The organism is Streptomyces sp. JL2001, from assembly GCF_050917515.1.
Classification (GTDB): domain Bacteria; phylum Actinomycetota; class Actinomycetes; order Streptomycetales; family Streptomycetaceae; genus Streptomyces.
This window is the reverse complement of the sequence record NZ_CP169421.1, coordinates 930,527-954,614: the sequence shown is the minus strand read 5'-3', so window position 1 is coordinate 954,614 and position 24,088 is coordinate 930,527. Positions and strand designations below refer to the sequence as shown.

Sequence of the window (24,088 nt, the reverse complement as noted above, 5' to 3'; positions counted from 1 at the left end):
GGGCCTCCGGCGGCGCCCGCGGACCGGACGGCACACCCGGTCCGGGCCCCGTGCGGCCGTTCGGCGGCTCCGGCGTGCGCGCGCTCGATGTTGGGCGGAGCATGAACGTGGGGAGGCAGCGGCACGACGGGGGCGACCAGGAGGCTGCCATGCCCGTTCCGGACGGTGGTGATGCGCTCGTCGTCCTCAGGAACGTCGACAAGCACTTCGGCGCGCTCCACGTGCTCCAGTCCATCGACCTCACCGTGCGCCGGGGCGAGGTCGTGGTGGTCATCGGCCCGTCCGGCGGCGGGAAGTCGACCCTCTGCCGCGCCATCAACCGGCTGGAGCCCATCGACTCCGGTGAGATCGCCATCGACGGCCGGCCGCTGCCCGCGGAGGGCCGCGAGCTGGCCGCGCTCAGGGCCGACGTCGGCATGGTCTTCCAGTCGTTCAACCTCTTCGCGCACAAGACGGTCCTCGAGAACGTCACGCTCGGCCAGATCAAGGTCCGCAAGAAGGACAAGAAGGAGGCCGAGCGGCACGCCCGCTCGCTGCTCGACCGGGTGGGGGTGGGGTCCCAGGCGGACAAGTACCCGGCCCAGCTCTCCGGCGGCCAGCAGCAACGGGTGGCGATCGCCCGCGCGCTCGCCATGGAACCCAAGGTGATGCTCTTCGACGAGCCGACGTCCGCGCTCGACCCCGAGATGATCAACGAGGTGCTGGAGGTCATGCAGCAGCTCGCACGGGACGGCATGACGATGGTCGTCGTCACCCACGAGATGGGCTTCGCCCGCTCCGCCGCCAACCGCGTCGTCTTCATGTCCGACGGCCGGATCGTGGAGGAGACGACGCCCGACGAGTTCTTCAACAATCCGCGCAGCGACCGCGCCAAGGACTTCCTGTCCAAGATCCTCCATCACTGAGCGCGGCCGCCCCGCGCACCGCAGCCCCCAAGGGTGATCACCATGAACAAGATCCGGCTCACCAAGGCATGCGTCGCCGGCGCGGCCGCGATGGCGCTCTCCTTCTCCCTGACCGCCTGCGGCGACGACGGCGGAAGCAGCGGCTCCGGCAACGGCGACGACAAGATCACCGTCGGCATCAAGTTCGACCAGCCGGGCATCGGCCTCAAGACCCCGGACGGCACGTACACCGGCTTCGACGTCGACGTGGCGACCTACGTGGCGAAGCAGCTCGGCTACGACCCCGCCGACATCGAGTGGAAGGAAGCCAAGAGCGCCGACCGCGAGACGCTGCTCCAGCGTGGCGACGTGGACTTCATCACCGCCTCGTACTCGATCAACGACGAGCGGGCGAAGAAGGTCGACTTCGCCGGGCCGTACCTGCTGGCCCACCAGGACGTCCTGATCCGCGCGGACGACAACTCGATCACCAAGCCGTCCGACCTGAACAACAAGAAGCTCTGCTCGGTGACCGGCTCCACCTCGGCGCAGAACGTCAAGACGAAGCTCGCCCCGCAGGCCCAGCTGCAGGAGTACGGCGGGTACTCGGAGTGCCTGACCGGTCTGGAGAACGGTGTCATCGACGCCATCACCACCGACGACTCGATCCTGGCGGGGTACGCCTCGCAGCCGGGGTCCGAGGGCAAGTTCAAGCTCGGCGGCTTCAAGATGAGCAACGAGAACTACGGCATCGGCGTCCAGAAGGGCAGCGAGCTCACCGACAAGATCAACGACGCCCTGAACAAGATGGTGGACGACGGCTCCTGGGACGCGGCGGTGAAGAAGAACTTCGGACCCGCCGAGTACCAGAACGAACCCGCCCCGGAGATCGGCGTCATCGTCAAGTGAGGGGCCGCCGTGTTCGACTTCCTCGAAGAGTACGACCTGCTGGCCGCCTTCTGGGTGACGATCCAGCTCACCGTGTACTCCGCGATCGGCTCCCTGATCTGGGGGACGCTGCTGGCCGCCATGCGCGTCAGCCCCGTCCCCCTCATGCGGGGCTTCGGCACCGTCTACATCAACATCGTCCGTAACATCCCGCTGACCGTGATCATCGTCTTCACCTCGCTGGGCCTCTTCCAGACGCTCGGCGTCGATCTCGGCGCGAAGGACTTCACCACCATCAACTTCCGCCTGGCCGTACTCGGCCTGATCGCCTACACCTCGGCCTTCGTCTGCGAGGCGCTGAGATCCGGCATCAACACCGTGCCCCTCGGCCAGGTCGAGGCCGCGCGCGCCATCGGGCTCAGCTTCCCGCAGACGCTCCGCCTGATCGTGATGCCGCAGGCCTTCCGCTCGGTCGTCGGCCCGCTGACCAACGTCCTGATCGCGCTCACCAAGAACACGACCGTCGCCGCGGCGATCGGCGTCGGCGAGGCGGCGCTGCTGATGCGGGAGATGATCGAGAACGAGGCGCAGCTGATCCTCATCTCGGTGATCTTCGCCTTCGGCTTCATCTGCCTCACCCTGCCGACCGGGCTGTTCCTCGGCTGGGTCGCCAAGAAGGTGGCGGTGAAGCGATGAAGGAGACGCCGACCGTCCTGTACGACGTCCCCGGCCCGCGGGCCAAGCGGCGCAACGTCCTCTACACCGTGCTGTTCGTGGTCGCTCTCGCCGGGGTCGTCTGGTGGGTGGTGGCCGCGCTCGCCGACAAGAACCAGCTCGACTGGGCCAAGTGGAAGCCGTTCTTCACGGACTCCCGCACCTGGACCACGTTCCTGCTGCCCGCCCTGAAGAACACCCTCATCGCGGCCGTGGCCGCGATGATCGTCGCGCTGCCCCTCGGCGCGCTGCTCGGCGTCTCGCGGCTGTCCGAGCACGGGTGGGTCCGCGCGGGTGCCGGCACGATCGTGGAGTTCTTCCGCGCCATCCCGGTGCTCATCCTGATGCTCTTCGCGAACGCCGCCTACGCCGAGTTCACCGACATCAGTCCCGAGTCCCGCCCGCTGTACGCGGTCGTCACCGGACTCGTCCTCTACAACGCCTCCGTCCTCGCCGAGGTGGTGCGGGCCGGCATCCTGGCCCTGCCGAGGGGCCAGACCGACGCGGCGAAGGCGATCGGCCTGCGCAAGGGCCAGACCATGACGAACGTCCTGCTGCCGCAGGCGGTCACCGCGATGCTGCCCGCGCTCGTCAGCCAGCTCGTCGTCATCGTCAAGGACACCGCGCTCGGCGGCGCGATGCTGGGCTTCTCCGAGCTCCTCGCCTCGGTGCGGCCGATGAGCGCGAACTACGGGGCCAACACCATCGCCAGCTTCACCGTCGTCGCGGTCGTCTTCGTCATCCTGAACTTCGCCCTGACCACCTTCGCCGGCCGCCTGGAACGACGGCTGCGGCGGGCCAGGAAGTCGACGGGTGCGGTCGTCGGCGCCGACGCCGTGGACGAACTGGCCACACCCGGCGAGCACACCGGGCAGGCCGACGGGACGAAGTGACGGCCGTCCGGGCGGCGGACCGCGCCCGAAGCCGGAGACCGCGGGAACGGCGGGAACGGCGGGAACGCGCGGACCGGGGACGATGGGGGAGCCCCCGGGCCGCGTCGCCCGCCCGGTCAGGCCCCCGGGAACTCGATGAGGGCCACCGGCTCGGAGGTCGGCTCCGGCGAGCCACCGGCGGGTTCGACGGTGACGCCCATGCCGGAGGCCTGGTCCACCGGGCCGGCCAGCAGGATGGCGGCCGCCGGGGCGTCGGAGTCCATGAGACCGGCGGAGCGCATGGTGCCGCCGTCGTCGTACCAGAGCTGGTAGACCTTGCCGTCGGGCGGTGCGGGCATGCCCGAGGCGGCGAACACCGCCTGGTTCAGGGACGCGGACACCACCACCGTGCCGGCCGCGCCGTCCTGCAGCGGCGCGGTGCCGACACGGGCGTCGGGGGCGGCCAGGACCGCCGCGACGGAGTCGTTCGCGCTGCGCGCCTGCCGGGCCTCCTGCCGGGCGTCCTCGGCCCGCTGGTACTGCCAGACCGACACGCCTCCGAGGCCGGCGGCGGCCGCGAGGCAGGCGGCCAGCGCCCAGTGCGTGAGGCGGCGGAACCGCCGCTGCCCGGACATCGCGCGCGCCGTCGCCGCGGTCGCCGGCGGCTCCTGCCGTACGGTCCCGATCCGTCGCATCACCTCGGTGCGCAGAGTGGCGCTCGGGGGCACGGCCACGGCCAGGCCGAGCCGGGTCACCGTCTCGGAGAGCTCCAGCACCTCCTGGGCGCAGGAGGCGCAGTCCGCCAGGTGCCTCTCGACGGCGTCGCGCTCGTCGGCGTCGAGCGCGTCGAGCACGTAGGCGCCCGTCAGCGTGTGCAGATCCGCGGTGTTCACGCGCCCACCCCCAGGCAGTCACGAAGCCGGATGAGGCCGTCGCGCAGTCGTGTCTTGACGGTGCCCAGGGGCAGGGACAGCAGCTCGGCGACCTCACGGTAGGTCAGGCCGCGGTAGTACGCGAGGTTCACCGACTGGCGCTGGAGTTCGGTGAGCCCGCGCAGGCAGCGCCGCACCTGCTCGCGCTCCAGCCGGGTCTCCACCTGCTCCACGACCTCGTCGAAGGCCGTGGTGTGTTCCAGGAGCGCCACACGCTTCTGGCGGTCGGACGAGGCCTGTTCGGACCGGACCCGGTCGACGGCCCGGCGGTGCGCGAGCGTCAGGGCCCAGTTCGTGACCGATCCCCTCGACGGCTGGTAGCGGGCCGCGGTCCGCCAGACCTCGACCATGACCTCCTGGGCGACCTCCTCCGACTGGGCCGGGTCCCGCAGCACGGTGCGGACGAGCCCCAGCACGGGTCCGGACACGGCCTCGAAGACGGCCGTGAACGCCTGCTGGTCGCCTTGCGCCACCCGCCCCATCAGCTCGGGCAGGTCCGGCGCCGCGGACGGCGCTCTGCCGATGTGCACGTTCTCTCTCACCGGGGAGTTCCTCCAGGAAGTACTCGGATACGCCAGGGATTCGGAGCCGACGGCCGGGCGGATGGGTCGGCACGGCGACCGATCTCGCCGGGCTCCGGGAATCGTCCCGGTCGCGAGCGGAATCGTCACTCTTTCGGGCGACAGAGCCATCCGGATGCGAGAGCACGCCGAATACGCGGTGTGCTTCACCGCCGGGTGGGGCTCCATGACTCAGGAGTGAACGAATGAACGCTCAGACCTTCCGTCGCGCCGCCGTCGCCGTGGCCGCCGCCGCCGTCCTCCCGCTGGCGCTGACCGCGTGCTCCGACTCCGGCGACAAGAAGTCCGAGAGTCGGGCCGCGGCCCCCGAGGCGGCGTCGTCGTCGCCCGCGGAGGCGGCCACCCCCATGGCCGGTCCGTTCGGTCCCGCGTGTGCCTCGGTGCCCGCGGACGGAGCGGGCAGCTTCGACGGCATGGCCAAGGACCCGGTGGCGACCGCGGCGTCGAACAACCCGGAGCTGTCCACCCTGGTGTCCGCGGTCAAGCAGGCCGGCCTGGTGGACACCCTCAACAACGCCGAGAACATCACCGTGTTCGCGCCGACGAACGACGCCTTCGCCAAGATCCCGAAGGCCGACCTGGACAAGGTGCTGGCCGACAAGGAGACCCTGACCAAGATCCTCACGTACCACGTGGTGGGTCAGAAGCTGACGCCGAAGCAGCTGGAGAACGGCTCCTTCGAGACGCTGGAGAAGAGCACGCTCACCACCAGCGGCTCCGGTGAGAGCTACACCGTGAACGACTCGTCCAAGGTGGTCTGCGGCAACGTGCCGACGGCCAACGCCACGGTCCACATCGTCGACACGGTCCTGATGCCGAAGTAGTCCCGGCCTCCGGCGGCGGAGACGGCACACGCCGACGCCGCGTCGCCCCCTGGCTCCCGTGACCCGGGAACCAGGGGGCGACGGCCGTCCCGGCAGGCGGTGTGCGAGGACCCTCAGTGGTCCGCCGTCTCCCGTACGGGCTCCGCCGGCTCCGGGCGGCGGCTGAGCGCGCCCGGCCACCACACCACGCGGCCGAGGTCCCGCACCAGGGCCGGCACCAGCAGCGAGCGGACCACCAGGGTGTCCAGGAGGACGCCGAAGGCGACGATGAACGCGATCTGCACCAGGAACGCCAGCGGGATGACGCCCAGGGCCGCGAACGTGGCGGCGAGGACGACCCCGGCGGAGGTGATGACACCGCCGGTCGCGGTCAGGCCGCGCAGCACGCCCTCCCGCACCCCGTGCCGCAGGGACTCCTCACGGACCCGGGACATCAGGAAGATGTTGTAGTCCACACCGAGGGCGACGAGGAACACGAATCCGTACAGGGGGACCGACGGATCGGTGCCCGTGAAGCCGAAGACGTGCTCGAAGACCAGTGCCGAGACGCCCAGCGTGGCCAGGAAGTTGAGGGCCACGGTGGCGACCAGCAGCAGCGGCAGCAGCAGGGACCTGAGCAGGCCCACCAGGATCACCAGGATGATCACGAGCACCACCGGCACGATCAGCATCCGGTCGCGCTCGGCGGTCCGCTGGGTGTCGTACCGCTGAGCCGTGTAGCCGCCCACCAGGGCGTCCGAGCCGGGCACCGCGTGCACGGCGGTGCGCAGCCGGGCGACGGCGGCCTCGGCGCGCGTACTGTCCGCGGCGTCGTCGAGGGTCACATCGATCCGCACCCGCCCGCCGACGACCAGCGGTGCACCGGCACCCGGGCGTGCCGAGGCGGTGACGGCGGCGGCGGAGTCGACTCCGGGCACGTCCTCGGCCGCGGCGATCACCCGATCGGCCGAGTCCGCCGCGGCGATCACGACGGCCGGGTTCCCGGCGCCACCGGGGAAGTGACGGCCGAGGGTCGCCTGGGCGGCGACGGAGGGCGCGTCGTCGACGAAGATCTCGTCCAGGGGCACGCCCTTGGAGTCGAGGGCGGGGGCGAACGCGGCGCACGCGAGCAGCACGGCGAGCGTGGCGGCCCACACCTTGCGGGGCGCACGGTCCACCAGGGACGCGACGGTCCGCCAGATCCCCTCCCCGCCCTTCTCCGCACCGGACGTGCGGGGCTTCGCCGGCCAGTAGGCGGCGCGGCCGAGCAGGACCAGGACGGCCGGCAGGAAGGTCAGGGCGCTCAGCAGCGCGCAGACGATGCCGATGGCGCCGACCGGTCCCAGCGCGCGGTTGTTGGTGAGGTCGCTGAACAGCAGGGCGAGCAGCCCGAGCGCCACCGTGGCGGCGCTGGCCGTGATCGGGCCGACGGACTCGCGCAGCGCCGCGCGCATCGCGGGGTACCGGGCGCCCTCGTGGACCGCGAGCTCCTCCCGGTACCGGACGGCCAGCAGCAGGGCGTAGTCGGTGGCGGCGCCGATGACCAGGATCGAGAGGATGCCCTGGACCTGCCCGTCCACCCGGACGACGCCGTGATCGGCGAGGAAGTAGACGACGGCGCAGGCCAGCCCGAGCGAGAACACCGCGCCGATGATGATCACCAACGGGAGCAGGACACTGCGGTAGACCAGCAGCAGGATGACCAGGACGGTCGTCAGGGCCACCGCGAGGAGGAGCCCGTCGATGCCGGCGAACGCGTTCGACAGGTCCGCCTGGGTGGCGGCCGGTCCGGCGAGCCACACCTCGGTGTCCGGTACGGCCGCGGCGGCGTCGTCGATCGCGTCGAGCGTCGGCCTCAGCTCGTCACCGAGGTCGGTGCGGAGCTGGACGACGCCACGCAGGGCGCGTCCGTCCTCGGCCGGCAGCGCGGGGGACGGCGTGCCGACGATGCCGGGCCGGCCCGTGAGCGAGGCGAGGGCGCGGGTGGCGGCGGCCTGCGCGTCGGCGTCGAGGCGGGTGTCGTCCGGCGACGTCCAGACCACGATCGCGGGCAGTGTCTCGTCCTGGCGGAAGGCCCGCTGGGCCTCGATGACGCGGGTGGACTCGGCGCTGCGCGGGAGGAAGGCGGCCTGGTCGTTGGTGGCGACCTCACCGAGTTTCCCCGCGTACGGCCCGAGCCCCCCGCCGATCGCCAGCCAGGCGATCAGGAGGGCGAGGGGCAGGAGGCGGCGAGCCCATCGTGCGGTGGTGGACATGGGAGCTCCAGGCGCATATCTCAAGGATTAACAATCTCAATGATTGAGAGAGATTGAACCACGGCTTCCGCACGACAGGGCACCAGGGCCACTGCGACACGGGCGGACCGGGGAGCTCGGGACTCCCCGGCCCGCGGGTACTTCCGGCCCCAGGTACCGATCGGATGCGAGCGGACGCGGGAAATCCGGGGGACTGACGGCGGTGGGGCGGGACGGGGACGACCGGCCCGGGTCAGCGGCGCGGCGGGCTCAGCTCTTCCAGTTCCTCGTTGAGGGCGCCGAGGAACCGCAGCGCCGCCGCCACCTCGGCCTCGTCGAAGCGGAGCAGGGCCCGCTCCGTGGCCTGGGCCAGGGGCATGAAATAGGCGCGCGCGGCGGCCCGGGCACCCTCCACGTAATGCACGTGGACGACCCTGCGGTCGGCGCTCTCCCGCGACCGGCGCACGTGACCGGCCCGTTCCAGCCGGTCGAGGCAGGCGGTGACGGCACCCGAGGTGAGCCCCAGACGCTCCCGAAGGCGGCCCGGGGTCAGCGGCTCCGTGCTGTCGAGGACGACCGCGAGCGCCTGGACGTCCGTGGGATGCAGTCCCTGCGCGAGTGCGAAACCGTGGACGAGCCGGTTGATCTCGCCGTTCGTCCGCCGCAGCTCGACGGCGAAACGCTGCAGATCCCCCGGCGCGCCCTCGGGCGCGGTTCCACCGGTCTCTCGTTCGTCTGTGCTGGCCACGCGACCAGCCTATAGAAGCCGGGTCCGCGCATCCGGCGCGGCGCCCCACCGGGAAGAGCCCGGTGAGGCGCCCGCGGCCGACCGGGCGGCGGGGCGACGCCCCACCGCCTCCGACCCGGAACGGAGCTGTCCATGAACGACACGGAGCACACCGCCGAACCCCTGCGCTGCCTGGTCACCGGGGCCAGCGGGTACATCGGCGGGCGCCTGGTCCCCGAACTCCTCGCCGCCGGCCACCGGGTGCGGTGCCTCGCCCGCACACCCGCCAAACTCCGCGACCATCCCTGGGCGGGGCAGGCCGAGGTCGTCCGCGGCGACGTCACCGACGCCGACTCCCTCGCCTCCGCCCTGCGGGACGTCGACGTGGCCTACTACCTGGTGCACGCCCTGGGCGGCGGCGGCGACTTCGAGCGCACCGACCGGCTCGCCGCGCGGACCTTCGCCGAGCAGGCCCGCGCGGCCGGCGTGCGCCGCATCGTCTACCTCGGCGGACTCACCCCGCGCGGCATCGCCGAACGGGAGCTCTCGCCCCACCTGCGCTCCCGTGCCGAGGTCGGGCGGATCCTCGCCGACTCCGGTGTGCCCACCACCGTGCTCCGCGCCGCCGTCATCATCGGCTCCGGCTCGGCCTCCTTCGAGATGCTCCGCTACCTCACCGAGCGGCTGCCGGTCATGGTCACCCCGAGCTGGGTGCGCACCCGGATCCAGCCTATCGGCGTGCGTGACGTGCTGCGCTACCTCGTCGGCAGCGCGACCATGCCCGCGGACGTCAGCCGGGCCTTCGACATCGGCGGCCCGGACGTGCTCACCTACCTCGACATGATGCGGCGCTACGCGTCCGTGGCCGGACTGCCCCGGCGCCTGATCTTCCCCGTGCCCGTCCTCACGCCCCGCCTGTCCAGCCACTGGATCGGCCTGGTCACCCCCGTGCCCCGCTCCATCGCCCGCCCACTCGCGGAGTCGCTCCGCTACGAAGTGGTGTGCGACGAGCACGACATCGCCACGTACGTGCCCGACCCGCCCGGCACCCCGCTCAGCTTCGACGCCGCCCTCGCCCTGGCCCTCCAGCGGATCCGCGAGGCCCGGGTCACCACCCGCTGGTCCTCCGCCTCGGTGCCCGGAGCACCGAGCGACCCGCTGCCCACCGACCCCGACTGGGCCGGCGGCAGCCTCTACGGCGACGAGCGGGAGCGCTTCGTGGACGCGACGCCACAAGCCCTCTGGCGGGTCGTCGAGGGCATAGGCGGGGAGAACGGCTGGTACTCCTTCCCGCTGGCCTGGGCCGTCCGCGGCTGGTTCGACCGGCTCGTCGGGGGCGTCGGGCTGCGCCGGGGCCGCCGCGACGCCTCCCGCCTGCGGGTCGGCGACTCCCTGGACTTCTGGCGGGTGGAGGAGATCGAGCGCGGACGGCTGCTGAGGCTGCGCGCCGAGATGCGGCTGCCCGGCCTCGCCTGGCTGGAGATGTACGTCGAACGGGACGACCGGGGCCGGACCCGGTACCGGCAGCGTGCCCTCTTCCACCCGCGCGGCCTCGCCGGGCACGCGTACTGGTGGTCCGTGTCCCCGTTCCACGCCGTGGTCTTCGGCGGCATGGCCCGCAACATCGCACGGACCGCCGAGACGGCGGACGCGGCGCGGCCGGCCGAGGCGGAACCCCCGGCGCTCGCGACGGGCGCCCCGTCCGCCGACGGCCGGGCGGCCGGCGGACACCACCCGGCGGGCGGGTCCGGCATGTGAACGGGCGCCGTCCGACGCGTACGACCCGGCCGGTGCCGCGCCGTACGGCTGCCGGAACGTCGCCGGCGCCACGGCCGACGCCCTGCCGGCATCCGGCCCGGCGCCGCATCCGGCCTCCCGCACCGGGCCGAAGGGACACCGCACATGTCAGCGCACACCGATCACCGGGCGACGCGGGGGGACCCGCCCCGCCCCGGTGAACGACAGCCGGGAGTGGCACCATGAACGTCTCCGTCGTCCTGTTCACGTCGGACCTGCGGGTGCACGACCATCCGCCGCTGCGCGCGGCGCTGGGGCCGGGCGACGAGGTGGTACCGCTGTTCGTGCGCGACCCGGCGGTGGACCGGGCGGGATTCGCCGCACCCAACCGGCTCGCCTTCCTCGCCGACTGCCTGGCCGATCTCGACGCCGGGCTGCGGGAGCGGGGCGGCCGGCTCGTGCTGCGCACCGGCGACCTCGTCGAGCAGGTGTGCGCCGTCGTGCGGGAGGCCGACGCCGACGAGGTCCACATGGCCGCCGGCGGCAGCGCCTTCGCCCGGGACCGCGAGGACAGGCTGCGCCGCGGTCTGGAGGCGGACGGACGGCGCCTGTACGTCCACGACGGCGTGGTCACCGCGCTGCCGGCCGGCGCGGTGACGCCCAGCGGCTCGGACCACTTCGCCGTCTTCACCCCGTACTTCAGGCGCTGGTCGACCGAGCGGCTGCGCGAGCCCCTGGACGCACCGCGCAAGGTGCCGGTGCCGCAGGGAATCCGCTCCGACCCGCTCCCGGCCCGGCCCGATGCCGCGACCCTGTCGCCGGGACTGGCGGCCGGTGGCGAGAGCGAGGGCCGCAGGCGGCTGACGGCCTGGCTGAGCCGTCACGCCGACGCCTACGAGGACCGGCACGACGACCTCCCCGGCGATGCCACCTCGCGCCTCTCCCCGTACCTCCACTTCGGCGCACTCTCCGCGGCCGAGGCCGTCGACCGGGCCCGGTCCCGCGGCGGTGCCGGTGCCGAGGCCTTCGTACGGCAGCTCTGCTGGCGCGACTTCCACCACCAGGTCCTCGCCGCCCGGCCCGACGCCGCCGTCGAGGACTACCGCACGCACGACGACCGCTGGCGAGGCGGCAGCGAGGCCGAGTCGGACCTCAAGGCGTGGAAGGAGGGCCGCACGGGCTACCCGGTCGTGGACGCGGCGATGCGCCAACTCGCCCACGAGGGCTGGATGCACAATCGTGGCCGGCTGCTGGCCGCGTCCTTCCTCACCAAGACGCTGTACATCGACTGGCGGGCCGGGGCCCGGCACTTCCTCGACCTGCTGGTCGACGGCGACGTCGCCAACAACCAGCTCAACTGGCAGTGGATGGCGGGCACGGGCACCGACAGCCGTCCCAACCGGGTCCTGAACCCGGTTCTCCAGGGCAAGCGGTACGACCCCGACGGCGTGTACGTGCGGCGCTGGGTCCCCGAACTCGCCGGCATCGAGGGCGCCGCCGTCCACGAGCCCTGGAAGCTGCCCGGCCTCGAACGGGCCCGCTACGACTACCCGGACCCGCTGGTCGAACTCGCCGACGGACTGGCCCGCTTCCGCCACGCCCGGGGCCGGGACTGAGGGTCCGCGGGGCCGCGTCGCGGGCCAGGCGGCGCAAACCGCTCTAACGTGCCGCCGCCGGCCCCGCGCCGGCGGCCGCGGGGCCGGTGTCCGCCGCGTCGCAGAGCGCGCGCAGCAGGGCAAGGGCCTCCCGCAGCCCGCCGGGGCGCAGCATGCCCGGGGCCGGCGGCGGGCCCGCCCAGCCGGGGCCCGCGAGCAGGACCGTGGTGCGGGTCCGGGCACCCTTGACGCCCCACGAGGTGTCGGCGACGTGCCGGGCGAGCGGGGGGTTGGCGGTCGAGCGGGCCTGGGCCCACAGCACGACGGCGGCCGGACCCGTCCGGCGCACCGCCTGGTCGAGTGCCTCCGGCGGCACGGCGGCGCCGAACATCCGGGTGGGCAGCCCCAGTTCGGCGAGCCCCGCGGCCAGCGCCTCCAGCGGGAGCGTGTGCTGCTCGTTCGGCACGCAGGCGAGGAGGACCGGGGGGGTGCCCGCCCGCAGGGCGGGCCGGGCCGTGCTCACGCGCCGCAGCGCCGACGAGACGTGCCAGGACAGCAGGTGCTCCACCTCGACGTAGCGGTCGTCCGAGGTCTCCCACTTCCGGCCCACCGCGTGCAGGGCCGGCGCCATCACCTCCTCCCAGGCGGTGACCAGGCCGTACTCCTCGATCAGGCTCCCCAGCATCTCGTCCATGGCCGCGGCGTCGAGGCGGACGGCCGCGCGGCCCAGGCCCCGGCACTCCTGGCGCGCGCGGCCCAGCGGCAGGCCGCCCCCGGCTCCGGCTCGGGGTGCCGGGGCGGGGGAGGGCGGGGCCGGCGCGGGGGAGGACGGTGCCGGCGCGGTCCCGGCCGGTGCACGGACTCCCGGCGGGGGCGGGGCCGCGCCGGCCCGCGCGGTGCGTGCGGCTTCGGCGGGCGGGACGCCGGACGCCGTGAGCCGGCACATCTCCTCCAGGACCGCGATGTCCGCCGGGGTCCACCGCCGGTGCCTGCCGTCCTCCCGGGCGGCCGGACCGATGCCGTACCGCCGGTCCCAGGACCGCAGGGTGGTGGGGGCGACGCCGAGACGCCGTGCCACGGCCCCGCTCGTGATGCCGTGCGCGTATTCGGTCATGACTCCACCATACGACGCAGAATCGATGCGAGTGGTGCGGGACGGGTGCGGCAGCGGAGTCTGGAGGGGTCCCCGACTTTCGGGGAGTGTCAGCAGACCGGTCGATTCCGGTCCCGGCCCGAGGAGCAGTCGACATGACCGCACCCTGCGTCACCGTCCAGCGGCCGCCCGAGGAAGAGGAGCTCCTGCTCGACCACGAGGTCGCCGCCGGCTTCGTGCGGGGCGACGAGCAGTGCCTCGCCATCGCCTACCGGCGCTGGGGCGGGCTCGTCCAGACGCTCGCGGCCCGCACGCTCGGGGACTCCCGGGAGGCCGAGGACGTCACCCAGCAGGTCTTCCTCGCCGCCTGGCGCGGCCGGGAGGGCTACCGGCCCGAGCGCGGCCCGCTGGCGGGCTGGCTGGTCGGCATCACCCGGCGGAAGATCGCCGACGCGCTCTCGGCCCGCACCCGGCGCCGCGAGCTGGTCGCCGCCGCGGGCGCGGCCATGCCGCTCACGGAGGACCCCGCCGACCGGCCGGACAGCGCTCTGGACCGGGTCCTCGTCATCGGCGAGCTGGCCAAGCTGCCGCTCGTGCAGCGGGAGGTGCTGGCCATGGCGTTCTACGGCGACCTCACCCAGACCCAGATCGCCGAGCGCACCGGCATGCCGCTCGGCACCGTCAAGAGCCACGCGCGGCGCGGACTGCACCGGCTGCGCCACTGTCTCGCGGCCCAGCCCGGTCACTGAACCGTTGCACGAGCGCTGCGACTACGCGGCACACCTCTTCGAGGGGGGGGCGGTCCGCCAGGGCGGGCCGCCCTCCGCGGGGTGCTTCCGGCGGGTTCCGGTCCGTCTCCCGGGTGAATTCACCCATCCGCGGCGCCCTCGGTGCCGAATCCAAGACCATGACCCTCTCAGAACCCCCGCGCGAGCCCACCCGCACGGACCGGCTGCTCGCCGCACTCGGCGGGCTCCTGGCCGGCTACGTATCCCTCGCGGTCGCCGAACTCGTCACCGCCGCGGTCCGCCCCGAGGCGAGCCCCGTCATGGCGGTCGGGGGCGCGGTCATCGACCACACGCCCGCGGGGGTCAAGGACTGGGCGATCCGGAACTTCGGCGAGAGCGACAAGATCGTCCTCCAGCTCGGCATCCTCGTCGTGCTGGCGCTCCTCGCCGCGGCCGTCGGCCTGCTCGCCCTCCGCCACCGCAGGGCCGGAGCGGCCGCCGTCCTGGTGTTCGGCGCGATCGGCGCGGTCGCCGCGGTGAGCCGTCCGGACTCCGACTCCGTCGTGGACGCCCTGCCCTCGCTGGTCGGCGCGGTCGCGGGCGCGGCGCTGCTGTACGTACTGATCGGCCGCCTCCTGGCCCCCCGGCCCGGATCCTCGCCGGAGCGGGCCGGCGGCGCCGACCGCCGCGGCTTCCTGCTGGTCGCCGCGTCCACGGCCGTCGCCGCCACCGCCGCAGGAGCGGTCGGCCGGGCTCTCGGCGGCACCCGCGACGCGGACGCGGCGGCCTCCCGCGACGCCCTCCGGCTGCCACGGCCCGCGTCCGCCGCACCGGCCGTTCCCCCCGGTGCCCAGCTCCGCGTGCCGGGCATCAGCCCCTTCGTCACCCCGAACAAGGACTTCTACCGGGTCGACACCGCGCTCGTCGTCCCGAAGCTCGACGCCGGCGACTGGCGCCTGCGGATCAGCGGCCTGGGCGTGCCTGAGACCCGCATGTTCAGCCTCGACGACCTCTTCCGCCGCGAGGTGATCGAGCGGGACATCACCCTCGCCTGCGTCTCCAACGAGGTGGGCGGCCCCTACGTGGGCAACGCCCGCTGGCTCGGCGTCCGGCTCGCCGACCTGCTGCGCGAGCTGGGCGTGAAGCCGCCCTCCGAGGGCGGCCGGGCCGACCAGCTCGTCGCCCGCTCGGCGGACGGCATGAGCATCGGCACCCCGGTGGAACAGGTGATGGACGGCCGCGACGCGCTCCTCGCCTTCGGCATGAACGGCACCCCGCTGCCCTTCGACCACGGCTTCCCCGTCCGCATGCTCGTGCCGGGACTGTACGGCTACGTCTCGGCCTGCAAGTGGATCGTGGACATCGAGCTCACCACCTTCGACGCGTACGACGCCTACTGGGTCCCCCGCGGCTGGGCCGCCGAGGCGCCGGTCAAGACCCAGTCCCGGATCGACACCCCCCGGCCGCTCTCCCGCCCGAAGGCGGGCACGGTGATGGTCGCCGGGGTGGCCTGGGCCCAGCACCGCGGCATCAGGCGCGTGGAGGTACGCGTCGACGACGGCCCCTGGCGGGACGCCGAGCTCGGCGCCGAGGACAGCCGCGACACCTGGCGCCAGTGGGTGTACCGCTGGCAGGCCGTGCCGGGCCGGCACTCCCTCACGGTCCGCGCGACCGACGGCACCGGGCGGACGCAGACCGAACGGCGCGCGGAGACCATGCCCGACGGGGCGAGCGGATGGCACTCGGTCGTCGTGAACGTCGAATGACCGAGCGAGCGGGCTCCGTTCGGGCGCATCATGGGGGACACTGCTCTCGTGCGTGGACATCTACCGGACGAGAACACCGATTTCGTGGGGCGCCGCGCGGAACTGGACCGGCTCTCCGCCGAGTTGGCCGGACACCGCCTGATCACCGTCACCGGGGTCGCCGGCGTCGGCAAGACCAGGCTCGCGCTGCGTGTCGCGCGTGAGGCCGCCGACGGCTTCCCCGACGGTGCCTGGTGGGCCGATCTGACCCCGCTCGACGGCGACCGGCTGCTCGTCGCGACCCTCTCCGACGCCGTCGACCTGTCCGACCACACCCCCGGCATGCCGGCCGGGGCGCTGGCCCAGTGGCTCGCGCCTCGGCGCCTCCTGCTCGTGCTCGACTCCTGCGACCATCTCGCCGAGTCCTGCGCCGGCCTCCTGGCCGACCTCCTCGCCGCCGCCCCCGGCCTCACCGTGCTCGCCACCAGCCGCCGGCCGCTCGGCGTGGACGGGGAACGGGTCTTCTCCCTCGAACCCCTGCCGTCGGGCGGGCGGGACGCCATGAGCCTGCTGCGGCAGCGCGCGACCGGCCAGCGGCGCGGCGGCACGGCGCGTGTTCCGGGCCAGTGGCGGGCCGGGCCGGCCAGCGAGATCTGCGTCCGGCTGGAGGGCATCCCGCTGGCGCTGGAACTCGCCGCGGCCCAGATCCGCATCCAGGGGGTCGACGCCGTCCGTGCGCAGCTCGACTCGCGGTTCGACCTCCTCGTGCACGAGGAGCGGGTGTGGCCGCAGCGGCATCAGACCCTGCGTGCCGCGATCGGCTGGAGCCACGAACTGTGCGAGCCGCTGGAACGGCTCCTGTGGGCCCGGCTGACCGTCTTCCGGGGCCCCTTCGACCTCGCGTCCGCCTCGTTCGTCTGCGAGGGCGGCCCCCTCACCCCGGACACCCTGCCGGACGCCCTCGACACGCTGGTGCGCTGCTCGGTGGTCCGCAAGGAGGGCAACCGCTACCGCCTGCTCGACACCATCCGCGAGTACGGGGCCGGCTGGCTGGAGCGGCTCGGCGAGACGGAGGCGGTCGCCGACCGGCACGCCGCCTCCTGCCTGGAACTCGCACGCCGCGCCGACGCCGAATGGCTCGGCCCCCGGCAGCTCTCCTGGTACACCACCTTCGACGAGCGGCACACCGACCTGCGCACCGCGCTGGACCGGCTGCTGCGCACCGACCCCGACGGCGCGCTGGCGCTCGCCGGTCCGACCGCCTTCTTCTGGTCCTGCTGCGGCCGGCTCCGCGAGGCCCGCGACTACCTCGAACAGGCGCTGCTGCTCAGTGAGGCCCGCGGCTCGGACCGGGCCCGCGCCCTGTGGGCCCTCGGGGTCACCCTGACCCTCCAGGGCGAGTTCGGCGCCGCCCAGGACGTCAGCGAGCAGTGCGCGCGCGAGGCACGTCACGCCGAGTACGACCGGGCACCCGACGACCGCGGGCGGCCGGGGGAGCGGACCCTGGACGCCGCGTACCTCGCGGGCCTGATAGCGCTGCTGACCGGGCGTCCGATGGCCGCGCTCGTCGTCGTGGGACACGTCCTCGCCGCCGTCCCCGGCGACCCCGCCGACTCGGCGGCCCGGCTGCGCTGCCGGCTGGTCCGGGTCTTCGGACTGACCGGACTCGGCCGCTTCGACGAGGCACGCACCGAGGCGCTCGCGCTGCGCGACGTCTGCCTCGGCCTCCAGGAGCACTGGACCCGCGCCTACCTCGACTACCAGCTCGCCCTCATCGGCCTCCTCGACGGCGACCCCGCGGCGGCCGTCACCCACGCCCGGGAGATGCTGGAGGGCAAGCGGCTGCTCGGCGACAGCTTCGGCGTGGCCCTCGGCCTCGACGTCCTCGCCGCCGCGCTCGCCGCCGACGGGGACGGGGAGCTCGCCGCCGACGTGTCCGGCACCGGCGAGGCGTACTGGCGCTCGACCGGCCACCCGCAGCGCGGCGTGCCCGAGCTGCACGCCCTGCGGCTGAAGTACGAGACCACGGCGCGCGAGACGATCGGTTCCCCCACCTACGAGGAGATCTTCCTGCGCGCCCTGTCCGGGCTCCCGCAGGACGGTCTGGACCGCGCGTTGCGCGGGGCGCCCCGGCACTGAGCCCACCCCGCCGCCCGACCCGGCACGACACCTCACGGGACGCACGGCGTCCCGCGCGTCCCGCCCCGCCGCCCCCCGCCGCCCCCCGCCGCCCTCCCGCGTCCCACGACGCCGCTCACCACGCCCGGAATCCGCATGCCGCGACGCTGAACCCACCGGGCCCGCGGACCGTACCCTTCGGCGCCGGCGCCTCGTTCGGATGCGCCGGGGAGCCGATTTCGGACCAAGGACCGAGATTCCCATCCGGCGGCCGTCCGGCTCCGAAGTACCCGTGAGGCACCTCGCGCGCGGACCGTGCGAGGGCCTGCGAGCGCGAGGGGTTGAGGGACGTGGACCGGCGGAGAGTCGCTGTGGTGGGCGGGGGCGTGGCGGGGCTGACCGCCGCGCACGTGCTGCAGAAGACGTACGACGTGGTGCTGTACGAGGCCGACGACCGCCTCGGCGGCCACGCCCACACGCACGAGCTGCCCACCCGGGACGGCGGCACCGTCCACGTGGACAGCGGATTCATCGTCCACAACGAGCGCACCTACCCCCAGCTGCTGCGGCTGTTCCGCGAACTCGGGGTCGCCACCCGCGAGTCCGAGATGAGCATGTCCGTCCGCTGCGACGGCTGCGGCCTGGAGTACGCGGGCGCGCGCGGCCCGGCCGGTCTGCTGGGGGGCGACAACCTGCGGCGCGGCCGCCATCTGCGGATGCTCGCCGACGTGCCGCGCTTCCACCGCGCGGCCCGCCGGCTCCTCGACTCCGGCGACGCCACGCAGACCCTTGGCGACTTCCTCCGGCGCCGCGGCTTCTCGGACTACTTCGTCGGTCACTTCGTCGTGCCGCTGGTCTCGGCCGTCTGGTCCTGCGCCCCCGACACGGCCCTGCTCTACCCCGCCCAGTACCTCTTCCGCTTCCTGTCCCACCACGGACTGCTGTCCGTGACCGGATCCCCGCAGTGGCGGACGGTGGCAGGCGGGTCGGCCACCTATGTGGCCCGGGCGGCGAAGCAGTTCACGGCGGTCCGCACCGCCACCCCCGTCCGCGCCGTGGAGCGCGGCGCCGGGCACGCGCGGGTGACCACGGCCGACGGCGACACCCAGGAGTACACGGCCGTCGTCGTCGCCACCCACCCCGACCAGGCGCTGCGGCTGCTGGCCGACCCCACCGAGGACGAGCGGCGCGTGCTCGGCGCCTTCACCTACTCCCGCAACCCCACCGTGCTGCACCGCGACACCTCCCTGCTGCCCCGCTCCCCGCACGCCCGGGCCTCCTGGAACTACTGGCTCCCCTCCTGCGCGGCCCGGCCCGACTCCGTCCAGGTCAGCTACGACATGAACCGCCTGCAGCGGCTGACCACCGCCGAACCGCACATCGTCACCCTCAACGCCGGCGACCGCGTCGACCCCGCCACCGTGATCGCCCGCATGGTCTACGAACACCCCGTCTACACCCCGCGATCCGTCGCGGCCCAGCGCGAACTGCCCCTCCTCAACACCTCGGTCACCGCCTTCGCCGGCGCCTACCACGGCTGGGGATTCCACGAGGACGGCTGCCGCGCGGGCGTCGCCGCGGCCGAGAGCCTGGGGGTCCGATGGTGAGCACCCGCCCCGCGCGACGCGTCCTGCCCCGCGTCCCGGCGCTCTACGAATGCACCGTCGCCCACGCCCGGGTCGCACCCGTCCGCCACGCCTTCCGGCGGCGCACCTACCTGTGGCTGGTCGACGTCGACGACCTGCCCCGGCTGCCCCGCGTCCTGCGCCCGCTGGCCCGCTTCGACGCCCGCGACCACTTCGGCGGACACGCTCCCTCGATCCGGGAGGGGCTCCAGGTGTACCTGCGCGCCCAGGGCGTCCACGACGCCGACGGCCCCGTCCTGATGCTCGCCCACGCCCGGGTGTTCGGCTACGTCTTCAACCCCCTCACCCTCTACTGGTGCCACGACCGCGCCGGGTCACCGGTCTGCGTCGTCGCCGAGGTCCACAACACCTACGGCGAGCGGCACTGCTACCTGCTGCGCCCCGACGACCAGGGCACCGCCGACGTCCCCAAGGACTTCTACGTCTCCCCGTTCTTCGCGGTCGAGGGTTCGTACCGGATGCGCCTGCCGCTGCCCGGCGACCGGCTCGACCTGACGGTGCAGCTCCGGCACGACGACGGCACCCGCCCGTTCACCGCGACCGTGCGCGGCCGGCACCGGCCCGCCGGACCACGCGCCCTGCTCGGCGTGGCCCTCGGCCACCCGTGGTCCACGGCCGTCGTCTCGGCCGGCATCCGGTTCCACGGCATCCGGCTGTTCCTCCGTGGGCTGCCCGTCCACCCCCGTCCCGCCCACCCCACGCAAGAAGGCATCCTGTGACCGTCTCGTACCCCCCGACGCACCAGAGCGCCGTCCCGTCCGCCGACCGGGCCGTCGACCCGGACCGCTGGCCGGACGTCGCCCACCCGCCCCGCACCTCGGCGCTGCGCACCGCGATCGCCCGGCGGATCGTCGAGCGCGCCTTCACCCGGCTCCCGCTGCGGATACGGCACGGAGGCGACGGACGCCCGGCGAGCCGCGTCCCGCTGCAGACCGGCGCGCTGCCCACGCTCACCCTGCACCGGCCCGAGGCCTTCCACCGCAGGATCGGCGCCGGCGGCCTGATCGGCTTCGGCGAGTCCTACATGGCCGGCGAGTGGGAGAGCGACGACCTCGTCGGCGCGCTCACCGTGCTGGCCTCGCACGTCGACGAGCTGGTACCGGCCCCGCTGCGCCGGCTCCGCGGCGCCTGGGTGCGCCGCCGCCCCGAGCAGCAGCGCAACACGCCGGAGGGCGCACGGGACAACATCCAGAGCCACTACGACCTGTCCAACGAGCTGTTCTCGCTGTTCCTCGACCCGAGCATGTCCTACTCCGCAGCGGTCTTCGCCGCCTTCCCGGCCTCGCCCGCGACGTTCACCGCGGCCCAGCACCGCAAGATCGACCGGCTGCTCGACCTCGCCGAGGTCGGCCCCGGCACCCGGCTCCTGGAGATCGGCACCGGATGGGGCGAACTGGCCCTGCGGGCCGCCGCCCGCGGCGCCGAGGTACGGACCGTGACCCTCTCCGAGGAGCAGGCGGACCTGGCCCGCACCCGGATCGCCGCCGCCGGCCTCGCCGACCGGGTCACCGTCGAACTGCGCGACTACCGGCACGTCGAGGGCTCCTTCGACGCGGTCGTCAGCGTCGAGATGATCGAGGCGGTCGGCGCCGAGTACTGGCCCGCCTACTTCGCCGCCCTGCGCGGGCTCCTCGCCCCCGGCGGGCGCGTCGCGCTCCAGGCCATCACCATGCCCCACGAGCGGATGCTCGTCACCGCCCGCACCCACACCTGGATCAGCAAGTACATCTTCCCCGGCGGGCTCATCCCCTCCCGCGAGGCGATCGCCCGGGAGAGCGCCGCCGCCGGACTGCGGATCGTCGAGGACGCCGGCTACGGCGACCACTACGCGGAGACGCTGCGCCTGTGGCGCGAGGAGTTCGGCCGGCAGGCCGGGGCCGTCGACGCCCTCGGCTTCGACGCCGTGTTCCGCCGCATGTGGGAGCTCTACCTCGCCTACTCGGAGGCCGGATTCCGCTCCCGCTACCTGGACGTCCGCCAGCTCCTCCTCACCGCCGACCCCACGCCGGAGACCGCCCGATGACGTACGCCGCCCAGCGCCTCGCCGGCGCGATCGCCCCCTGCTTCCCCGGCCCGCTCCCCGTCCGGCTGCGCGCCTGGGACGGCAGCGAGGCCGGGCCCCGCGACGCGCCCCTCCTGCTCGTCCGCACGCCCCGGGCGCTGCGCAGACTGCTGTGGCAGCCCGGCGAACTCGGCCTGGCCGAGGCCTACATCGCGGGTGAGATCGACGTCGACGGCGACCTCGGCGAGAGCCTCACCCAGGTCTGGGAGTACGTCCGCGAACAGGGCGCCGTCCGCCCCCGGCCGGCCGACCTGGCGCGTGCGGCGGCCGTGGCCCTGCGCCTGGGCGCGCTGGGCCCCAAGCCCGCCGCCCCCACCGCCCCGCGCGCCGAGCTGCGCGGCCGCCTGCACTCCACCGCCCGCGACCGCGCCGCCATCAGCCACCACTACGACCTGTCGAACGACTTCTACGCGCTCCTCCTGGACGAGTCGATGGCGTACTCGTGCGCCTACTGGGCCCGGCCCGACGCGCCCGGCTACGGTCTCGCCGACGCGCAGCGCGACAAGCTCGACCTCGTCTGCCGCAAGCTCGGGCTGGAACCCGGGGCGCGCCTGCTCGACATCGGTTGCGGCTGGGGATCGCTGTCCCTGCACGCCGCCCGCGCCTTCAAGGCCGAGGTCACCGCGGTCACCCTCTCGGCGCGCCAACGCGACCACGTCCGGGACCGCGTGGCCCGCGAAGGCCTGACGGACCTGGTCGACGTCCACCTCATGCACTACCGCGACATCCCGGGCGGCGGCTACGACGCCGTGTCGGCCATCGAGATGGGCGAACACGTCGGCGACGCCGAGTACCCCGCCTTCGCGGCCCGGCTGCACGGCCTGCTGCGGCCCCGCGGCCGGCTGCTCGTCCAGCAGATGTCCCGCGGGGCAAACGCGCCCGGCGGCGGCGCCTTCATCGAGACCTACATCGCGCCGGACATGCACATGCGGCCCGTCGGACAGACCCTGGAGCTGCTGGAGTCGGCGGGTCTCGAGGTGCGTTCCGTCGACGCCCTGCGGGAGCATTACGCCTGGACCATCGAGGCATGGCACCGCACCCTGGAGGAGCGCTGGGAGCAGTTCGTCGACCTCGTCGGCGAGCCCACCGCCCGGGTCTGGCGGCTCTACCTCGTGGGCAGTGGGCTGGCGTTCGCGCAGAACCGCATGGGCGTCGACCAGATCCTCGCGGTCCGCCCCGAGCCGGGCGGCGCCACGGGCATGCCCGCGACCCCGCACTGGCACCGAGCGGAGGAAGGACGATGACCACGCTCGACTGGAGCGCGTTCGGCTGGAACCTCGCCGCCTCGGCCGGCACCGCGCTCGCGGTCATGCTGGTCACCTTCGCGGTGGCCGTCGCGAAGGGCCTCCACCGGATCGTCGACGTCGCCTGGGGGGTCGCCTTCGCCGCCGTCGCACTCACCACCTGGCTGCTGTCGGCCGGTTACGGGGACGACGGCCGGCGCCTCGCGGTCACCCTGGCCACCGTCGTGTGGGGACTGCGCCTCGCCCTGCACATCGCCCGGCGCGGGCGCGGCCACGGTGAGGACCCGCGCTACGCCCGCATGCTCGACCGGGCACCGGGCAACCCCCGGTGGTACGCCCTGCGCAAGGTCTACCTGCTCCAGGGCGGTCTCGTCTGGCTGGTCTCGCTGCCCGTCCAGGCCGCGGCCTACCTGCCCGCCGCCCTCGGTCCGGTGGCCGCGCTCGGGCTGCTCCTGTGGCTCACCGGTCTGCTCTTCGAGGCGGTCGGCGACCACCAGCTCGCCCGGTTCAAGGCCGACCCCGCCCACCGCGGCCGGATCATGGACCGCGGCCTGTGGAGCTGGACGCGGCACCCCAACTACTTCGGGGACTTCCTCGTCTGGTGGGGGCTGTACCTGCTGGCCTGCGCGAGCTGGCAGACTGCGGCCCTCACCCTCGTCTCACCGCTGGTGATGAGCGCGCTGCTCATCTGGGGCAGCGGCAAGCGACTGCTGGAGGCGCACATGGCCGAACGGCCCGGATTCGCGGCCTACGCCGCCCGCACCAGCGGGTTCTTCCCCCGCCCGCCCCGCCGGGTCGCCGGATGACGGCCGCGGCCCGTCGGGGCACCGCGCCGTCGGGCGAGGGACGGTTGCTGCTGCCGCGCGCCCGGCCCGCCCGTCCGGCGGCGGCCGTCCTGCTCCTGCACGGCGGGCGCGCCGACGGTCTGGAACCCCCGCCGCCGCTCAACCTGCCCGCGTTGCGGATGCGCCCCTTCGCGACGGCGATCGCCCGTGCGACCCGTGACTCGGACGTCCTGGTCGCGGAGGTGCGCTACCGCCACCGCGGCTGGAACGGCGAGCGCCGGGACGCCGCCCGCGACGCCGAGGCGGCCCTCGCACGGCTGCGCGAGCTCGCCGGCGAGGTGCCCGTCGTGCTCGTCGGCCACTCGATGGGCGGCAGGGCGGCGCTGCGCGCGGCCGGCGACCCCCTGGTCCGCGGGGTGGTGGCGCTCGCGCCCTGGTGCCCGCCCGGCGAGCCGGTCGGCCATCTCGCGGGCTGCCTCCTCCGGCTCCTGCACGACGAGCGCGACCGGGTGACCTCGGCCGCCGAGTCCTGGGACTTCGTCCGCCGGGCCCGGCTGGCGGGCGCGGACGCGGCCGGCATCCCGATGCCGGCGGGCGGGCACGCCATGCTCCGGGACGCGGGGACCTGGCACCGGCGCGCGGCCGAACTGGCCGCGGCCGCGCTCGCCGCCGGCTGACCGCCCCGCGCCCCTCCGCCGCC

At 74.1% G+C, this 24,088-nt stretch carries 21 protein-coding genes; 16 read left to right on the top strand and 5 right to left on the bottom strand.

From position 1 onward, the window contains the following. Positions 1 to 149 precede the first annotated feature (149 nt). The 4 genes from ACE1OA_RS04220 to ACE1OA_RS04205 are packed head-to-tail and all read left to right on the top strand — an operon-like array spanning position 150 to position 3,379. Entirely contained in the window at positions 150 to 905 is a 756-nt protein-coding gene (locus ACE1OA_RS04220; RefSeq protein WP_356601719.1) for an amino acid ABC transporter ATP-binding protein, read from the top strand. 42 nt (positions 906 to 947) lie between these two features. Continuing rightward, positions 948 to 1,793: a glutamate ABC transporter substrate-binding protein gene (locus ACE1OA_RS04215; protein ID WP_356601721.1), complete on the top strand. Its 846-nt coding sequence runs from the start codon at positions 948 to 950 to the stop codon at positions 1,791 to 1,793. Between the two features lie 9 nt (positions 1,794 to 1,802). Continuing rightward, positions 1,803 to 2,468: an amino acid ABC transporter permease gene (locus ACE1OA_RS04210; RefSeq protein WP_356601723.1), complete on the top strand. Its 666-nt coding sequence runs from the start codon at positions 1,803 to 1,805 to the stop codon at positions 2,466 to 2,468. Continuing rightward, a complete protein-coding gene (locus ACE1OA_RS04205) occupies positions 2,465 to 3,379 on the top strand; it encodes an amino acid ABC transporter permease (protein WP_356601725.1) in 915 nt (304 codons plus the stop codon). The genes ACE1OA_RS04210 and ACE1OA_RS04205 overlap by 4 nt, the downstream gene beginning before the upstream one ends. A gap of 116 nt (positions 3,380 to 3,495) precedes the next feature. On the opposite strand, the gene ACE1OA_RS04200 is transcribed toward ACE1OA_RS04205, so the two are convergent. Both ACE1OA_RS04200 and ACE1OA_RS04195 read right to left on the bottom strand, forming a co-directional pair. After that, positions 3,496 to 4,251, bottom strand: a complete 756-nt coding sequence (locus tag ACE1OA_RS04200) for an anti-sigma factor (RefSeq protein WP_356601727.1) — start codon at positions 4,249 to 4,251, stop codon at positions 3,496 to 3,498. Beyond that, on the bottom strand, positions 4,248 to 4,832 hold the full coding sequence (locus ACE1OA_RS04195; protein WP_356601729.1) for a sigma-70 family RNA polymerase sigma factor: 585 nt from the start codon (positions 4,830 to 4,832) through the stop codon (positions 4,248 to 4,250). The genes ACE1OA_RS04200 and ACE1OA_RS04195 overlap by 4 nt, the downstream gene beginning before the upstream one ends. A 224-nt stretch (positions 4,833 to 5,056) precedes the next feature. Here ACE1OA_RS04195 and ACE1OA_RS04190 point away from each other — a divergent pair, with 224 nt between their 5' ends. Then, on the top strand, positions 5,057 to 5,695 hold the full coding sequence (locus ACE1OA_RS04190) for a fasciclin domain-containing protein (protein ID WP_356601731.1): 639 nt from the start codon (positions 5,057 to 5,059) through the stop codon (positions 5,693 to 5,695). A 113-nt stretch (positions 5,696 to 5,808) separates the two neighbouring features. Here ACE1OA_RS04190 and ACE1OA_RS04185 read toward each other — a convergent pair whose 3' ends face one another. Together ACE1OA_RS04185 and ACE1OA_RS04180 are read right to left on the bottom strand one after the other, a co-directional pair. After that, the gene (locus ACE1OA_RS04185) at positions 5,809 to 7,929 is read right to left on the bottom strand and encodes an MMPL family transporter (protein WP_432752282.1); all 2,121 of its coding nucleotides are present in this window, start codon (positions 7,927 to 7,929) and stop codon (positions 5,809 to 5,811) included. A 232-nt stretch (positions 7,930 to 8,161) separates the two neighbouring features. Beyond that, positions 8,162 to 8,656, bottom strand: a complete 495-nt coding sequence (locus ACE1OA_RS04180; RefSeq protein WP_356601735.1) for a MarR family winged helix-turn-helix transcriptional regulator — start codon at positions 8,654 to 8,656, stop codon at positions 8,162 to 8,164. Positions 8,657 to 8,788: 132 nt separating this feature from the next. On the opposite strand from ACE1OA_RS04180, the gene ACE1OA_RS04175 reads away from it, so the two are divergent. After that, positions 8,789 to 10,393: an SDR family oxidoreductase gene (locus ACE1OA_RS04175; protein ID WP_384874442.1), complete on the top strand. Its 1,605-nt coding sequence runs from the start codon at positions 8,789 to 8,791 to the stop codon at positions 10,391 to 10,393. Between the two features lie 221 nt (positions 10,394 to 10,614). After that, a complete protein-coding gene (locus ACE1OA_RS04170) occupies positions 10,615 to 11,988 on the top strand; it encodes a cryptochrome/photolyase family protein (protein ID WP_384874439.1) in 1,374 nt (457 codons plus the stop codon). 43 nt (positions 11,989 to 12,031) lie between these two features. Here the strand turns inward: ACE1OA_RS04170 and ACE1OA_RS04165 are convergent, their stop codons facing one another. After that, a complete protein-coding gene (locus ACE1OA_RS04165) occupies positions 12,032 to 13,081 on the bottom strand; it encodes a MerR family transcriptional regulator (protein WP_432752281.1) in 1,050 nt (349 codons plus the stop codon). Between the two features lie 134 nt (positions 13,082 to 13,215). Here ACE1OA_RS04165 and ACE1OA_RS04160 point away from each other — a divergent pair, with 134 nt between their 5' ends. The 9 genes from ACE1OA_RS04160 (at position 13,216) to ACE1OA_RS04120 (ending at position 24,065) form a co-directional block, all read left to right on the top strand. Further along, positions 13,216 to 13,809, top strand: a complete 594-nt coding sequence (locus tag ACE1OA_RS04160; protein ID WP_356774200.1) for a sigma-70 family RNA polymerase sigma factor — start codon at positions 13,216 to 13,218, stop codon at positions 13,807 to 13,809. Between the two features lie 158 nt (positions 13,810 to 13,967). Continuing rightward, the gene (locus tag ACE1OA_RS04155) at positions 13,968 to 15,554 is read left to right on the top strand and encodes a molybdopterin-dependent oxidoreductase (RefSeq protein ID WP_384874432.1); all 1,587 of its coding nucleotides are present in this window, start codon (positions 13,968 to 13,970) and stop codon (positions 15,552 to 15,554) included. A gap of 30 nt (positions 15,555 to 15,584) precedes the next feature. Then, a complete protein-coding gene (locus tag ACE1OA_RS04150; protein ID WP_384874429.1) occupies positions 15,585 to 17,672 on the top strand; it encodes an ATP-binding protein in 2,088 nt (695 codons plus the stop codon). Positions 17,673 to 18,001: 329 nt separating this feature from the next. Further along, positions 18,002 to 19,258, top strand: a complete 1,257-nt coding sequence (locus ACE1OA_RS04145; protein WP_356774206.1) for an NAD(P)/FAD-dependent oxidoreductase — start codon at positions 18,002 to 18,004, stop codon at positions 19,256 to 19,258. After that, positions 19,252 to 20,016, top strand: coding sequence for a DUF1365 domain-containing protein (locus ACE1OA_RS04140; RefSeq protein WP_384874426.1), 765 nt, complete (start codon positions 19,252 to 19,254; stop codon positions 20,014 to 20,016). Before ACE1OA_RS04145 ends, ACE1OA_RS04140 begins: the two co-directional genes overlap by 7 nt. Beyond that, entirely contained in the window at positions 20,013 to 21,320 is a 1,308-nt protein-coding gene (locus ACE1OA_RS04135) for a class I SAM-dependent methyltransferase (RefSeq protein WP_384874423.1), read from the top strand. Before ACE1OA_RS04140 ends, ACE1OA_RS04135 begins: the two co-directional genes overlap by 4 nt. After that, entirely contained in the window at positions 21,317 to 22,603 is a 1,287-nt protein-coding gene (locus tag ACE1OA_RS04130) for a class I SAM-dependent methyltransferase (protein WP_384874420.1), read from the top strand. The genes ACE1OA_RS04135 and ACE1OA_RS04130 overlap by 4 nt, the downstream gene beginning before the upstream one ends. Then, on the top strand, positions 22,600 to 23,409 hold the full coding sequence (locus ACE1OA_RS04125; protein WP_356601755.1) for a DUF1295 domain-containing protein: 810 nt from the start codon (positions 22,600 to 22,602) through the stop codon (positions 23,407 to 23,409). Before ACE1OA_RS04130 ends, ACE1OA_RS04125 begins: the two co-directional genes overlap by 4 nt. Further along, positions 23,406 to 24,065, top strand: coding sequence for an alpha/beta hydrolase (locus ACE1OA_RS04120; protein WP_356601756.1), 660 nt, complete (start codon positions 23,406 to 23,408; stop codon positions 24,063 to 24,065). Before ACE1OA_RS04125 ends, ACE1OA_RS04120 begins: the two co-directional genes overlap by 4 nt. The last annotated feature ends 23 nt before the right edge of the window (positions 24,066 to 24,088 follow it).

Excerpts from the sequence above, each read along its gene's own strand:
- ACE1OA_RS04165 (WP_432752281.1), bottom strand. The coding sequence starts at position 13,081 with ATGACCGAATACGCGCACGGCATCACGAGCGGGGCCGTGGCACGGCGT.
- ACE1OA_RS04190 (WP_356601731.1), top strand. The coding sequence starts at position 5,057 with ATGAACGCTCAGACCTTCCGTCGCGCCGCCGTCGCCGTGGCCGCCGCC.
- ACE1OA_RS04175 (WP_384874442.1), top strand. The coding sequence starts at position 8,789 with ATGAACGACACGGAGCACACCGCCGAACCCCTGCGCTGCCTGGTCACC.
- ACE1OA_RS04220 (WP_356601719.1), top strand. The coding sequence starts at position 150 with ATGCCCGTTCCGGACGGTGGTGATGCGCTCGTCGTCCTCAGGAACGTC.
- ACE1OA_RS04125 (WP_356601755.1), top strand. The coding sequence starts at position 22,600 with ATGACCACGCTCGACTGGAGCGCGTTCGGCTGGAACCTCGCCGCCTCG.
- ACE1OA_RS04120 (WP_356601756.1), top strand. The coding sequence starts at position 23,406 with ATGACGGCCGCGGCCCGTCGGGGCACCGCGCCGTCGGGCGAGGGACGG.
- ACE1OA_RS04205 (WP_356601725.1), top strand. The coding sequence starts at position 2,465 with ATGAAGGAGACGCCGACCGTCCTGTACGACGTCCCCGGCCCGCGGGCC.
- ACE1OA_RS04160 (WP_356774200.1), top strand. The coding sequence starts at position 13,216 with ATGACCGCACCCTGCGTCACCGTCCAGCGGCCGCCCGAGGAAGAGGAG.
- ACE1OA_RS04150 (WP_384874429.1), top strand. The coding sequence starts at position 15,585 with ATGGGGGACACTGCTCTCGTGCGTGGACATCTACCGGACGAGAACACC.
- ACE1OA_RS04215 (WP_356601721.1), top strand. The coding sequence starts at position 948 with ATGAACAAGATCCGGCTCACCAAGGCATGCGTCGCCGGCGCGGCCGCG.
- ACE1OA_RS04155 (WP_384874432.1), top strand. The coding sequence starts at position 13,968 with ATGACCCTCTCAGAACCCCCGCGCGAGCCCACCCGCACGGACCGGCTG.
- ACE1OA_RS04140 (WP_384874426.1), top strand. The coding sequence starts at position 19,252 with ATGGTGAGCACCCGCCCCGCGCGACGCGTCCTGCCCCGCGTCCCGGCG.
- ACE1OA_RS04130 (WP_384874420.1), top strand. The coding sequence starts at position 21,317 with ATGACGTACGCCGCCCAGCGCCTCGCCGGCGCGATCGCCCCCTGCTTC.
- ACE1OA_RS04185 (WP_432752282.1), bottom strand. The coding sequence starts at position 7,929 with ATGTCCACCACCGCACGATGGGCTCGCCGCCTCCTGCCCCTCGCCCTC.
- ACE1OA_RS04170 (WP_384874439.1), top strand. The coding sequence starts at position 10,615 with ATGAACGTCTCCGTCGTCCTGTTCACGTCGGACCTGCGGGTGCACGAC.